Origin of the sequence: Streptomyces sp. NPDC058045, from assembly GCF_042885635.1 — a bacterium.
Classification (GTDB): Bacteria; Actinomycetota; Actinomycetes; order Streptomycetales; family Streptomycetaceae; genus Streptomyces.
The window spans coordinates 149,074-161,870 of record NZ_JBHVRR010000010.1; the positions used below are offsets into that span (position 1 = coordinate 149,074).

Sequence of the window (12,797 nt, forward strand, 5' to 3'; positions counted from 1 at the left end):
TTTCTTTCCCTCCCGTTCTTCTCCCCCCCCTTCGGGGGTGGGGGGTTGGTGTTGTGGCCCCCCCCCCCCCCGGGGCGCGGTCTTGGGGGTCACCCACGACCGACCAACCCCGGAGCGGAAATGGCAATCCAGCAAGGTGGCACGGATACCTGGACCAAGTCCTCGTACTCCACGGGCAACGGTGCGTGCGTGGAGATCAAGTCCCCTGCCGTGCACGCGGTTTCGGTGCGCGACTCCAAGGTGACCGGGGGCGAGCTCCTCGGGTTCGCACCCGCGACATGGACCTCGTTCGTGTCCGAGGTGGCCCGAGGGGCGTTCGACCGCGACTGATGCACGTCACCGGAACAACGCACCAAGGCACCGTGTAAGAGCCCTCTCGACTGGATCGCCGTCCCGGCCGAGGGGGCTCGGCCATGCCCGTGCCCCGGCGCCCGTCCGCCCTGGCTCCGCTCAGGCGCGCGGGTAGCGGGCCAGCCAGCCGGGGGACGCCATCGAGGGGCTGTGCAGAGCCGGGCCCTGCGTCATCTCCATCGAGAAGTCGTCCGCCAACTCCAGTACCGTGGGCCGCCCTTCGAGCTCCGCCACCCAGGCCGGGGGCAGCGCCGTCTCCCCGTGCAGCGCCCCCAGCAGGGCCCCCGCCAGCGCCCCGCAGATCGCCGAGTCCCCGCCGTGGTTCACCGCCAGCGACAGCCCGTGCCGTACGTCCTCCCCCACCAGCAGCGCGTACACGGCCGCCGCCAGCAGGCCGTCCGCCTCGCCGTCGCCCACCAGTTCCGCGACCCGCTGCGCCGAGGGCATCCCCTGCCGTACCGCGCCCAGGGACCGCTGGAGGGCCTCGGTGACCTCCTGGTGGCCCGGTCTCGCCGTCAACTGCGCCAGGGCCCGCTGCACCGCGGCGTCCGGGCTCTCCCCGCGGGCCAGTGCGTGCACCATCACCGCCTGTGCGCCCGCCGCCAGATACGCCACCGGATGACCATGGCTCTGCACCGCGCACTCCACCGCCAACTGCGCCACCAACTGCGGTTCCCAGCCCACCAGTAGACCGAACGGAGCCGAGCGCGCCGCGGCCGCCGCGCCCCGCTCGTCCCGGTTCCGCGGCTCCTGGAGGGTGCCCATCGACTCCTCCGCGAAGCCGGTCAGGCACGCCTTCGGCGGATCGCGGCGCGCGTACAGCCACTCCTCGCGGGCCAGCCAGCCGTCCTCCGCCCGCCGCTCGTCCGGCCCCCAGTCCCACTGGGTGGCCGCCCATCTGCGGTAGGCGCGGTGCAGATCGGTCGGCGGGTGCCAGGCGCCGGTGTCGCGCCGTACCTGGGCGCGGATCAGGCCGTCCACGGTGAACAGGGCCAGTTGGGTACCGGCGGTGACGGCGCCGCGGCGGCCGAACGCCGGTACCGGTGCGGCGAGTCCGTCCGCGCCGTGGGTGGCGCGGATCGCGTCCAGGCCGAGCGCGGCCACCGGGGCACCGAAGGCGTCGCCGACGGCGGACCCGAGGAGCGTGCCGCGGACCCGGCTGCGGAAGTCCTGCTGTTCCGCCCGGCCCCACAGGGCTCCGGTTGCTGCGCTCAACGGGTCTCCTCCCAGCACACGCGGCGCGCCTGGTTCGGCTGCACTGTAGCGGGCGTCAGTCCAGGACCGGGAGCAGCTCCGGCAGTTGGCCGTCGGAGGCCGCCGCGGCCCGGATCCGCTCCCCGGGCACCTCACCGTAGAGGGTGGTACGGGCCCGCGCCGGGCGCCCCGCCGCCGTGGCAATGGACTCCAGCTCGCGCACCGAGCGGTAGGAGCCGTAACTCGACCCGGCCATACGGGAGATGGTCTCCTCCATCAGGGTGCCGCCGAGGTCGTTGGCGCCGGAGCGCAGCATCTCCGCGGCGCCCTCGGTGCCCAACTTCACCCAGCTCGTCTGGATGTTGGGGATGTGCGGGTGCAGCAGCAGGCGCGCCATGGCGGTCACCGCGCGGTTGTCGCGCGGGGTGGGGCCGGGGCGGGCGATACCGGCCAGGTACACGGGCGCGTTGGTGTGGATGAACGGCAGGGTGACGAACTCCGTGAAGCCGCCGGTCCGTTGCTGGATCCCGGCGAGGGTGCGGAGGTGGCCGAGCCAGTGCCGGGGCTGGTCGACATGCCCGTACATCATGGTCGAGGAGGAGCGGATGCCGAGTTCATGGGCGGTCTCGATGACCTCGATCCAGGTGGCGGCGGGCAGTTTGCCCTTGGTGAGGACCCAGCGGACCTCGTCGTCGAGGATCTCCGCGGCGGTGCCGGGGATGGTGTCGAGGCCGGCTTCCTTCGCCGCGGTCAGCCAGTCGCGGAGGGACATCCCGGTACGGGTGGCGCCGTTGACGACCTCCATCGGGGAGAAGGCGTGGACGTGCATCCCGGGCACCCGCTCCTTCACGGCCCGCGCGATGTCGAAGTAGGCGGTGCCCGGCAGGTCGGGGTGGATGCCGCCCTGCATACAGACCTCCACCGCGCCCACCTCCCAGGCCTGCTGGGCGCGGTCGGCGACCTGGTCCAGGGAGAGGGTGTAGGCGTCGGCGTCGGTGCGGCGCTGGGCGAAGGCGCAGAAGCGGCAGCCGGTGTAGCAGACATTGGTGAAGTTGATGTTGCGGGTGACGATGTAGGTGACGTCCTCGCCGACCGCCGAGCGGCGGACGTCGTCGGCGATCCGGCACAGCGCGTCCAGCGCGGGCCCGTCGGCGTGCAGCAGGGTCAGCGCCTGGGCGTCGGTGAGCCGGGTCGGGTCGTCGGCGGCGACCCGCAGCGCCTCCCGGGCGTCCCCCTCGACCCGCTCCGGTACCAGGCCGGGTGCCGCCTGCTCCCGCAGCGCCTCCCAGTCGCCGTAGACCGCGTCGAAGTCGTTCCGCCGGTCACCGGAGCGGCCCTCGGTGTCGATGGTGCGGTGCAGATCGGTGCGGCCGGTGGCGGTGAACGCCTCGTCCGGCTCCTGCCAGGGCAGCCCCGCCGGCCGTACGTCCTCCCGGGCCAGCCCGGTCTCCGGATCGGCCAGGGCGCGGACGTGCGGCAGCAGGCGCGGGTCGAGCCAGGGTTCGCCGCGGCTGAGGAACTCCGGGTAGACGGTGAGGCGTTCACGCAGGGTGAAGCCGGACTCGGCGGTGCGGGCGGCGAGTTCGGCGATCCGGGGCCAGGGCCGCTCCGGGTTGACATGGTCGGGGGTGAGCGGCGACACCCCGCCCCAGTCGTCGATCCCGGCGCCGAGCAGCAGCGCGTACTGGGCGTCGGCGAGATTCGGCGGGGCCTGGATTCGGGCCGGGGGGCCGAGGACGAGACGGGCGACGGCGATACAGGCGGCCAGCTCCTCCAGCTCCGCGTCCGGCATCCCGCGCATCGCGGTGTCCGGCTTGGCGCGGAAGTTCTGCACGATGACCTCCTGCACGCCGTGGTAGGCGCGCTGCACCCGGCGCAGGGCGAAGAGGGACTCGGCCCGCTCCTCGTGGTTCTCCCCGATGCCGATGAGGATGCCGGTGGTGAACGGCACATTGGAGCGGCCGGCGTCCTCCAGTACCCGCAGCCGGACCGCGGGGTCCTTGTCGGGGGAGCCGTGGTGGGGGCCGCCGGGCTCGGACCAGAGGCGGGTGGCGGTGGTCTCCAGCATCATGCCCATCGAGGGGGCGACGGGCTTCAGCCGCTGGAGGTCGGTCCAGGTCAGCACGCCCGGGTTGAGATGCGGCAGCAGCCCGGTCTCCTCCAGGACGCGGATCGCCATGGCGCGTACATAGGCGAGGGTGTCGTCATAGCCGTGGGCGTCCAGCCACTCGCGGGCCTCGGGCCAGCGGTCCTCGGGGCGGTCGCCGAGGGTGAACAGGGCTTCCTTGCAGCCGAGTTCGGCGCCGCGGCGGGCGATGTCCAGGACCTCGTCCGGGGAGAGGAACATGCTGTGCCCGTCCCGGCGGAGCTTGCCGGGCACGGTCACGAAGGTGCAGTAGTGGCAGCGGTCCCGGCAGAGCCGGGTCAGCGGGACGAAGACCTTCTTCGAGTAGGTGACGACCCCGGGCCGGCCCGCCGCTTCCAGGCCCGCGTCCCGCACCCGGGCCGCCGCGGCGCACAGCTCCCGCAGCTCCTCCCCGCGCAGCCGAAGCAGTACCGCGGCCTCCGCGACGTCGAGCGCCACCCCGTCCCGGGCCCGGCGCAGCGCCCTGCGCACGGCGTTCGCGGTGGGGGCGGGGGCCTCGGCTGCGGACGGGGTTCGGGGCTGTTCGGGCCGCTGATCAGTCATGACCCGAGCATACGAGCGCTCCCACCGCCTCGTCAGCGACGCACCAGGCGGCGCGCACGTCACCTCCGTTGCCTCCGTCACACCACAGTCCGGCTCCCGGGCACCGCGCCGACGTGCGAAAACCCTGTGAGAGCTGTCTCGCTGAGCTGACGCGTCGACGGTCCACAAGGCAGACTGGCGGAAGCGATCCGACGGGTGTGGCAGGGGGCTGCGATGGACGGTGTACCGCGAGTACCTGAGCAGCGGCGGCCGGACGCGGAGACGGACTCCGCGGGGCCGGCCCTGCGCTTCAGTGTGCTCGGACCGGTACGCGCTTGGCGCGACGGGGAGCAGTTGCCTTCCGGCTCCCCGCAGCAACGCGCCCTGCTGGCCGCCCTGTTGCTGCGCGGCGGCCGTACCGCCACCGCGTCCGAGCTGATCGACGCGCTGTGGGGCGAGGAGCCGCCGTCACAGGCGCTGGCCGCGCTGCGCACCTACGCGTCCCGGCTGCGGAAGGTCTTCGGGCCCGGGGTGCTGCTCAGCGAGTCCGGCGGGTACGCGCTGCGGGCCACCGCGGACACCCTGGACCTGCTGCGCGCCGAGGAGTTGTGGGCGCTGGCGGAGAAGGCGCGCGGCAGCGGCGATCTGGCGCGGGCCCGGGTGCTGGGCAATCAGGCCCTGGGGCTGTGGGACGGCGAGCCGCTGGCGAACGTACCGGGGCCCTATGCGCAGACGCAGCGCGCCCGGCTGGCCGAGTGGCGGCTGCAACTCCTGGAGACCAGGCTCGACTTGGACCTGGAGCAGGGCGCGCACGGGGAGGCCGTGTCGGAGCTGACCGCGCTGACCGCGGCGCATCCCCTGCGGGAGAAGCTGCGGGAGCTGCTGATGCTGGCGCTGTACCGCTGCGGTCGGCAGGCGGAGGCGCTGGCCGTGTACGCGGACACCCGCAAGCTGCTCGCGGAGGAGCTGGGGGTCGATCCGCGGCCGGGCCTGAGCGAGTTGCAGCAGCGCATCCTGACGGCCGATCCGCATCTGGCGGAGCCGGCCGGGCCCGCCGAGGAGCCGGCCGCCGCCCGGGTGCGGCCCGCTCAACTCCCGGCGACCGTACCGGACTTCACCGGGCGGGCCGCGTTCGTGGCGGAGCTGGGCGAGGTGCTGGCGCAGGCCGACGGCCGGGTGATGGCGGTGTCCGCGCTGGCCGGTATCGGCGGGGTCGGCAAGACGACGCTGGCCGTGCATGTGGCGCACGAGGCCCGAACGGCCTTCCCGGACGGGCAGTTGTACGTCGACCTCCAGGGCACCAGCGCCGGGGCCGCCGACCCGGAGACCGTACTCGGCTCGTTCCTGCGGGCGTTGGGCACTCCGGACTCGGCGGTGCCGGACGCGCTGGACGACCGGGCGGCCCTCTTCCGCACCCTGCTGGACGGCCGCCGCGTCCTGGTGCTGCTGGACAACGCCCGGGACGCGGCGCAGGTGCGGCCGCTGCTGCCGGGGACGGAGGGCTGTGCGGCGCTGGTCACCTCCCGGGTGCGGATGGTGGATCTGGCGGGGGCGCATCTGGTGGACCTGGATGTGATGTCGCCGGAGGAGGCGCTGCTGCTGTTCACCCGGATCGTGGGCGAGGAGCGGACGGCCTCGGAGCGGGACGCGGCCCTGGACGTGGTGGCGGCCTGCGGTTTCCTGCCGCTGGCGATCCGGATCGCGGCGTCCCGGCTGGCCGCGCGCCGCACCTGGACGGTGTCGGTACTGGCGGCCAAGCTGGCCGACGAGCGGCGCCGGCTGGACGAGTTGCAGGCCGGGGACCTCGCCGTGAAGGCCACGTTCGAGCTGGGCTACGGGCAGTTGGAGCCGCAGCAGGCGCGTGCCTTCCGGCTGCTGGGCCTGGCCGACGGCCCCGACATCACCCTGTCCGCCGCGGCCGCCGTGCTCGACCGCCCGGAGGAGGAGGCGGAGGATCTGCTGGAGGCCCTGGTGGACACCTCGCTGCTGGAGTCCGCGGCGCCCGGCCGGTACCGCTTCCACGATCTGGTCCGGCTCTACGCGCGTGCCTGCGCGGAGCGCGACGAGCAGCCGCCGTCCGGGCGGCCCGCCGCCCTCAGCCGCCTGCTCGACTTCTATCTGGCGACCGCGGCCGGCGTGTACACCCTGGAGCGGCCCGGCGACCGGCTGGTGGACCACCTGGAGGCGACCGCCTACCCCGGCCTGGTCTTCGAGGACCGCAACTCCGCCCGGGACTGGCTCTATTCGGAGGCCGTGTCCCTGCTGGCCTGCGTACGGCAGTCCGCCGCGGACGACACCCTGCGGCGGGCGGTGGACCTGCTGTGGACCACGGTGGACCTGGCCGAGTCCGGCACCGACTCCCGGGAGTACGAGGCGGTGGCGCGGGTGGCGCTGGCCGCCGCCGAGGCCGCGGGCGAGTCCCGTACCGAGGGCCGGGCGCTGACGCTGCTGGCGTATGTGCACCACATCTCGGGCCGGTTCGATCTGGCGCGGCAGGAGGCGGACCGGGCGGTGCGGCTGGCGGGGGACGCCGGGGATCCGATGGCGGACTGCTGGTCGTCGAACATGGGCGGCATCGTGGCGCTCTACCAGAACCGGCACCAGGACGGGGAGGCCTGTCTGGAGCGGGCCATCGACGGGTTCCGCCGCTTCGGGGACCGGCCGGGCCTGGCCAGTGCGCTGTGCAATCTCTCCCGGATCCATCTGGCGACCGGCCGCACCGCGAGCGCGGTGGCCCTCGCCCAGCAGGGCGCCGACATGTACGACGAGATGGGGCACGCCCTCAAGGGCGCCAACGGGCGTTATGCGCTGGGGCTGGCGCTCACCGAGAGCCGCCGCCTCTGCGACGCGGCGGACCGGCTGCGGGAGGCCCTCGATGTGTTCCGCGACAGCCGGCAGCGGCTGTGGGAGGGGATGACGCTGTTCCGGCTGGCGGAGGTGGATCTGGCGGCGGGCCGGCCGGCACCGGCCGCGGCCAACGCGGAGATGGCGTTGACGGTGCTGCGCGGCATCGGCGGCGAGTGGCGCCGCGGCAATGTCCTCACCGTGCTCGGGCGGGGCCTGGCCGGTATAGGGCAGTCGGGCCGGGCGCAGGTGTGCTGGCAGGAGGCGCTGGACATCTTCCATGAGATGGGTTCGCCCGAAGAGGCCGTGGTACAGGCCCTGTTGGCACCGGCAGCCGCGGCCTGACACCGCGGCCGGGTCCGGACCCGGGCGCGGCAGGTGGCACACGGTGACGCGAACTCCCGTGGCACCACGCGGAGTTGGGGCAGCCCGGGCAGCCGTGGGGGGGTAACCACCCGGCCGTCGGGGTACGTTCATCGTTCGTTTATCGCCCTGGGGCACTGTGGTCTCGTCGGTCCGTCACCGCGGGGGACAGACGGGCGACACCGGGCCGCGTCCTAGAGTGAGCGGCCCGGGCGATGTCCGTCCGGCGGTCCTCGGGGGAACCGCCGGGCGGACCGTCCGCACCACGCAACGCCACAGCCACAAGGGGACTTCCAGCATGAGCGACGAGATCACCACCGAGAACGCGCACGCCACCAGCGAGCCGGCCCACGCCGACAACGCGCACGCCACCGACGAGACGATCGGCACCAAGAACGCCCACGCCACCTCCGCCCCCGCCAAGCCCAAGGCGGCCGCCGAGGGCGAGGCCACCGTCACCCCCGACAACGCCCACGCCACCGGCGAGACGGCCTGACGGCTGCCTCAGTTCTGCCGGCCGCGCCGCACGGGGGACCGCGGCGGCGCGGAGGGGGACGCCGACGCGGCGGACGCATCCGCGGGGGCCTTGGGGGGCCTCCGCACCACCGGGCCGGCGGGCACGGGGGACACGGGGGCACGTCCCGGGGGTCTCAGGAACCCCCGGGACGGGGAACACCGGAGCCGCGGCAGCGCGCTCCGCAGGGGGGACGACGGGGGACACACCAGGGGGCCGGGCGAACGCCCGGCCCCCTTCGCCGTGCCCGCGGGCCGCCGCCCGCGCCCGGGGCGGTCAGCCGCGGGCCGTGCCGGTGCCCTTCTCCGCGTCCAGGGCGTACACACAGCGGTCCTTGCTGCACGCGTAGACGACTCCGGAGCGGACCGCGGGGGTGCCGGTGATCTCGCCGCCGGTGGCGAGCTTCCAGCGGAGCCGGCCGTCATCGGCCTTCAGCGTGTACAGCAGGTGGTCGGTGGAGCCGAAGTGGATCCGGCCGTCGGCGACGACCGGGGAGCCCACCACGTCACCGCCCGCCTGGAAGCGCCACTTGGGGGCGCCGGTGACCGCGTCCAGTGTGTAGAGGCCCTTGCCGCTGCCGACGTGCACATGCCCGTCCGCGACCAGGACCGGTTCCACCGAGGTGCGCGGCTCGGTGGCGATCCGCCAGCGGTCCCGCCCGTCGGTGGCGTCCAGCGCGTAGACGGTGCCCAGGTAGTCGGCGAGGTAGATACCGCCGCCGGTGACGGCCGGTCCCGGGGCGAAGGCGGGCGGGGAGAGGAAGACGGCGGGCGCCTCGAAGCGCCAGCGGACATGGCCCGCGTCGACGTCGATGGCCAGGGCCCGGGTACCGGCGACGACATAGACGAAGCCGTCGGGCGCCTGGGTGAGGCGGACCGGGACCCCGCCGCAGGCCGCGGCGTCACCGATCGGGTAGGACCAGCGCTCTTCCCCCGTCCTGGCCTCCAGGGCGCGCAGCCGCGCGTCCTGCCACACGTACACCGTGCCCTCGCACACCACCGGCCCGGCCTCGGCGCTCTCGAAGTCGGTCTGCGCCCCGCCGATCTCCCACAACTGCTGCCCGCTGGAAGCCTCCCAGCCCTGTACGCCGCCGCCGCGGGTGCCGGTGACGACGGTGCCGCGGTCCGCGCTCAGCGAGTACACCCAGCCGTCGGAGGCGAGCCGCCACAGGTCGGAGCCGTCCTGCGCGTCCAGGGCGTAGAGGCCGGGCCCGTCGGAGGCGTGGATACGGCCGTCGGCCACCGCCATCGACCAGGCCACGTCGCGGGTCTTGAAGCGGCGGCGGCCGGTGCCGGTGTCCAGGGCGTGCACCTCGAAGGAGGTGACATAGACGAGGTCTCCGGCGACGGACGGGGTGCCCCAGACGTCGTTGGACATCCGGAACCGCCAGGGCCGCCAGGCGCCCGCGTCGGGTGCGGCGGGCGGGCCGGTGGGGGGTGGACTCACCACGGAGGCGCCCGGTTTGGGGCGGGACCAGGCCGCGGACAGGCCCTCCACCTGGGCCGCGGAGCGGACCGCGGCGGCCCGTGCCTCCGCCACCTTCGGCCCGGGCCCGATCGGCACCTGCGCACCGGCCAGCCGTACCGGGCCGCCGTCCCCCTCGCCGCCGTTGCCTGCGCCGGGTCCCGGTACCGGCAGCGGCGGTGGGGCGTGCGGCGGCAGCGGGGGCACCGCGGGGGCGGGCTCCGGGGTGGGCTCGGGTGGGGCGGGGCGGGGTGCGGGCCGTCCGCCGCGGCGGGCCTCGATCAGCGCCACCGAACGCTCCGGCAGCCAGGCGGAGGCGGTGCCCGAGTCATCGGAACCGGAGGCGAAGAGGTGCGGGGCGAGCTGGGCCTGGAGGTCGGCGGGGCTGGGCCGGCCGGTGGCGTCCATCTGCATACAGGAGTCGATCAGCGGGCGCAGCTCGTCCGGCAGCCCGGCCAGGTCGGGGCCCTCCCGCAGCAGCATGAAGACCGTCTCGACCGGGTTGGCGCCGTGGTACGGGGCGTGTCCGGTGGCGGCGAAGACGAGGGTGGAGGCGAGGGAGAAGATGTCGCTGGCGCCGGTGACGCTGCGGGAGTCCTTCGCCTGCTCCGGCGACATATAGGCCGGGGTGCCGACGGCGACGTTGGTCATGGTGAGGCGGGTGTTGGAGACTCCGCTGGCGATCCCGAAGTCGATCACCCGTGGCCCGTCCTCCACGACCAGCACATTGGACGGCTTCAGATCGCGGTGCACCAGACCGGCGCCGTGGATCGACTGGAGCGCCTCGGCCACCCCGGCGGCCAGCCAGCGCACCGCCTGGGCCGGCAGCGGCCCCGTCTCGTTCACTATTTCTTCCAGGGAGGGCGCCGGCACATAGGCGGTGGCCAGCCACGGTACGGCGGCCCGCGGGTCGGCGTCGACGACGGCGGCGGTGTAGAAACCGGAGACCGCGCGGGCCGCCTCCACCTCGCGGGTGAAGCGGACCCGGAAGAGCTGGTCCTCCGCCAGTTCGGTGCGCACCGTCTTGATCGCCACCCGGCGGCCGGACGCCGAGCGCGCGAGATAGACCAGCCCCATGCCTCCGGCGCCGAGCCGGCCGAGCACCTCGAACGGGCCGATCCGTCTCGGATCATGCTGCGTCAGCTGATCCATCTCCTGCCACCTCCCCGTACGGACCGTGCCCCACGGCCCCGTGCAGCGTCTCACCACCGGACCACAGCGATGGCACGCCCCCCGATTCTTCCTGTCCACGCCCCACGGTGCGAACCCGGGGGCGGATCGGGGTGTCCCGGTACAACTACGGCGATAACGCAGCATCGTACGGGTGGGACACCCGGGCGCCCCACCGAACACCGATACACCGGGGCGCGGACACTCCCCCGCACGCCGGCGCGCACCCTCTACTCGCGGTGCGCCAGGAGCAGTTCCCCGGCGAGGTGCTAACCGTTCGCGCGGGAGCGCAGGGCGAAGGCGGCGCCCTGGTTGTCGACCACCACGGCGGTCCTGCCGTACGGGGTGTCGGCGGGGGGTGCCTGGACGCGGCCGCCGAGGGCGGTGACGCGGGCGGCGGCCGTGTCGCAGTCGGCGACGGCGAAGTGGACGAGGAAGTGGGGCGGCATCTCGGCCGGGAAGGCGCCGGGCCCGAGGCTGCGTCCGGCGACCGCGGTGGCCGGTCCCGGCGGGGCGCCGGCCGGGGACCACAGACGCCGCCCGGGAACGGCGGGCGGCGGCTCCTCGGCGGCACCGCCCTCCGACTCCCAGTCCTCCAACTCCGCCTCGTCCGCCGTCTGTTGAGCAGGCCGTGCCGCTTGAGTAGGCCATGCCTCGGAGCCGGGTGGCAGATCGTGGGCGCCGTAGCCGAAGACCCGGGCGTAGAAGGGGTCGACGGTGTTCCGGTCGCGGGAGTGGACCTCGGTCCAGGTGAACGAGCCGGGGGCGTCGCGGAGTTCGAAGCCGGGGCTGTCGCCGGGCTGCCAGAGGCCGAAGACGGCGCCCTCCGGGTCGGCGGCGAGCGCGGCGGTGCCGAGGGTGCCGAGCGGGGCGGGTGTGGAGATGACGGTGCCGCCCGCGGCCTGGATCCGGCGGGCGGTGGCGGCGGCGTCCGGGGTGGCGAGGTGGACCGTCCACACGGTGGGCAGCCGGCCGTCGGGTTTGGCGGCGAGCGCGGCGACCAGACGGCCGACGGGGCCGGCGGGGCTGCCGGAGTAGGCCTGTACCAGACGGGCCGGGTCGGCCGCAGGCGAAGGGTGGAAGGTCCAACCGAAGAGGTCACCGTAGAAGCGGCGGCCGGCAGCGATATCGGGGAGCTGTACGTCGACCCAGCAGGGGACGCCCTCGGCGGGCGCTCCGGGCCGCGGGGGCCCGCCGGGTCCGCCTGGTGCGCCGGTTGCGGCCATGACCGGATTCCTTCCTCTCGGCCGGCCCGGCACGGGTACCTCGACCGGCCCGTACGGGCAGCTCGCACGCCGCCCGGGGGCCACGCTAGCCGCCCTTCCGCACTCCCGCAGGGCGATGGTTTCCGGCCACCCCACGGGCTCGGCACGCTCCGGCCGCCCGGGAACCGGACCCCGCCCGCACCCCCCGGGGAGGGCTCCGGAGCAGGCCTGCCGGGGGCCGCCCCTCATTTGCAGTCGGCCGAATCGCGCTCCGAACATGCGTCGGTAAGCTGACGGCATGACAGGACAAGTACGTACCGTCGACGGCCGGGTGGCGGGACGGCGCGGGCAGGCAACGCGCCAGAAGCTGCTCGACTGCCTCGGCGAGATGCTCGGTTCATCGCCGTACCGGGACGTCAAGGTCATCGACGTGGCCCGGAAGGCGGGCACCTCACCGGCCACGTTCTACCAGTACTTCCCCGACGTCGAAGGCGCGGTCCTGGAGATCGCCGATGAAACGGCCGCCCAGGCCTCGGAGTTGACGGAGCTGGTGGCCGGCCGGTCCTGGACCGGCAAGGCGGGCTGGCAGACCGCTCAGGACCTGGTGGACGGCTTCCTCGACTTCTGGCGGCACAACGAGGCCATTCTGCGGGTGGTCGATCTGGGTGCCGCGGAAGGGGATAAACGTTTCTACAAGATCCGGATGAAGATCCTGAACTCGGTCAACAACTCCCTGGTGGAGGCGGTGAAGGAGCTTCAGGCGAAAGGCCGGGTGGGCCCCGAGGTGAGCCCGGGAGCGGTGGCCGGGTCACTGGTGGCGATGCTCGCCGCCGTCGCCTCGCACCAGAAGGCCTTCCAGACCTGGGGTGTGAAACAGGCCGAACTCAAGCCGAATCTGGCCCAGTTGGTGCATCTGGGGGTGACCGGAAGGAAGCCCACCCGGTAACTCGGGGCCGGCCCCCGCAAGGCCCGTTCACAGTCCTGTCCTCCCCGCGGCGGCGGGCCGTGGCGCACGCCCACGGCC

The 12,797-nt window shown here is 74.2% G+C and carries 8 protein-coding genes; 4 read left to right on the forward strand and 4 right to left on the reverse strand.

Annotated features, from left to right (window positions below):
• Window positions 1–120 precede the first annotated feature (120 nt).
• Window positions 121–330: a DUF397 domain-containing protein gene (locus tag ACFVST_RS09405; RefSeq protein WP_390148480.1), complete on the forward strand. Its 210-nt coding sequence runs from the start codon at window positions 121–123 to the stop codon at window positions 328–330.
• 120 nt (window positions 331–450) lie between these two features.
• Here ACFVST_RS09405 and ACFVST_RS09410 read toward each other — a convergent pair whose 3' ends face one another.
• Both ACFVST_RS09410 and ACFVST_RS09415 read right to left on the reverse strand, forming a co-directional pair.
• Window positions 451–1,566 (reverse strand): ADP-ribosylglycohydrolase family protein, encoded by a 1,116-nt coding sequence (locus ACFVST_RS09410; protein WP_390148482.1) that lies wholly within the window; start codon window positions 1,564–1,566, stop codon window positions 451–453.
• Between the two features lie 55 nt (window positions 1,567–1,621).
• Window positions 1,622–4,234 (reverse strand): bifunctional FO biosynthesis protein CofGH, encoded by a 2,613-nt coding sequence (locus tag ACFVST_RS09415; RefSeq protein WP_390148484.1) that lies wholly within the window; start codon window positions 4,232–4,234, stop codon window positions 1,622–1,624.
• Window positions 4,235–4,447: 213 nt separating this feature from the next.
• On the opposite strand from ACFVST_RS09415, the gene ACFVST_RS09420 reads away from it, so the two are divergent.
• Together ACFVST_RS09420 and ACFVST_RS09425 are read left to right on the forward strand one after the other, a co-directional pair.
• Window positions 4,448–7,402 (forward strand): BTAD domain-containing putative transcriptional regulator, encoded by a 2,955-nt coding sequence (locus tag ACFVST_RS09420; RefSeq protein ID WP_390148486.1) that lies wholly within the window; start codon window positions 4,448–4,450, stop codon window positions 7,400–7,402.
• 316 nt (window positions 7,403–7,718) lie between these two features.
• On the forward strand, window positions 7,719–7,916 hold the full coding sequence (locus ACFVST_RS09425) for a hypothetical protein (RefSeq protein ID WP_390148488.1): 198 nt from the start codon (window positions 7,719–7,721) through the stop codon (window positions 7,914–7,916).
• A gap of 294 nt (window positions 7,917–8,210) precedes the next feature.
• Here ACFVST_RS09425 and ACFVST_RS09430 read toward each other — a convergent pair whose 3' ends face one another.
• Window positions 8,211–10,550 (reverse strand): PQQ-binding-like beta-propeller repeat protein, encoded by a 2,340-nt coding sequence (locus ACFVST_RS09430; RefSeq protein ID WP_390148490.1) that lies wholly within the window; start codon window positions 10,548–10,550, stop codon window positions 8,211–8,213.
• Window positions 10,551–10,837: 287 nt separating this feature from the next.
• On the reverse strand, window positions 10,838–11,794 hold the full coding sequence (locus ACFVST_RS09435) for a VOC family protein (RefSeq protein WP_390148492.1): 957 nt from the start codon (window positions 11,792–11,794) through the stop codon (window positions 10,838–10,840).
• Between the two features lie 277 nt (window positions 11,795–12,071).
• Between ACFVST_RS09435 and ACFVST_RS09440 the strand changes: the two genes are divergently transcribed.
• Window positions 12,072–12,719 (forward strand): TetR family transcriptional regulator, encoded by a 648-nt coding sequence (locus ACFVST_RS09440; protein ID WP_390148494.1) that lies wholly within the window; start codon window positions 12,072–12,074, stop codon window positions 12,717–12,719.
• The last annotated feature ends 78 nt before the right edge of the window (window positions 12,720–12,797 follow it).

Coding starts and splice junctions, on each gene's coding strand:
- ACFVST_RS09405 (WP_390148480.1), top strand. CDS start 121: ATGGCAATCCAGCAAGGTGGCACGGATACCTGGACCAAGTCCTCGTAC.
- ACFVST_RS09435 (WP_390148492.1), bottom strand. CDS start 11,794: ATGGCCGCAACCGGCGCACCAGGCGGACCCGGCGGGCCCCCGCGGCCC.
- ACFVST_RS09440 (WP_390148494.1), top strand. CDS start 12,072: ATGACAGGACAAGTACGTACCGTCGACGGCCGGGTGGCGGGACGGCGC.
- ACFVST_RS09425 (WP_390148488.1), top strand. CDS start 7,719: ATGAGCGACGAGATCACCACCGAGAACGCGCACGCCACCAGCGAGCCG.
- ACFVST_RS09430 (WP_390148490.1), bottom strand. CDS start 10,550: ATGGATCAGCTGACGCAGCATGATCCGAGACGGATCGGCCCGTTCGAG.
- ACFVST_RS09415 (WP_390148484.1), bottom strand. CDS start 4,234: ATGACTGATCAGCGGCCCGAACAGCCCCGAACCCCGTCCGCAGCCGAG.
- ACFVST_RS09420 (WP_390148486.1), top strand. CDS start 4,448: ATGGACGGTGTACCGCGAGTACCTGAGCAGCGGCGGCCGGACGCGGAG.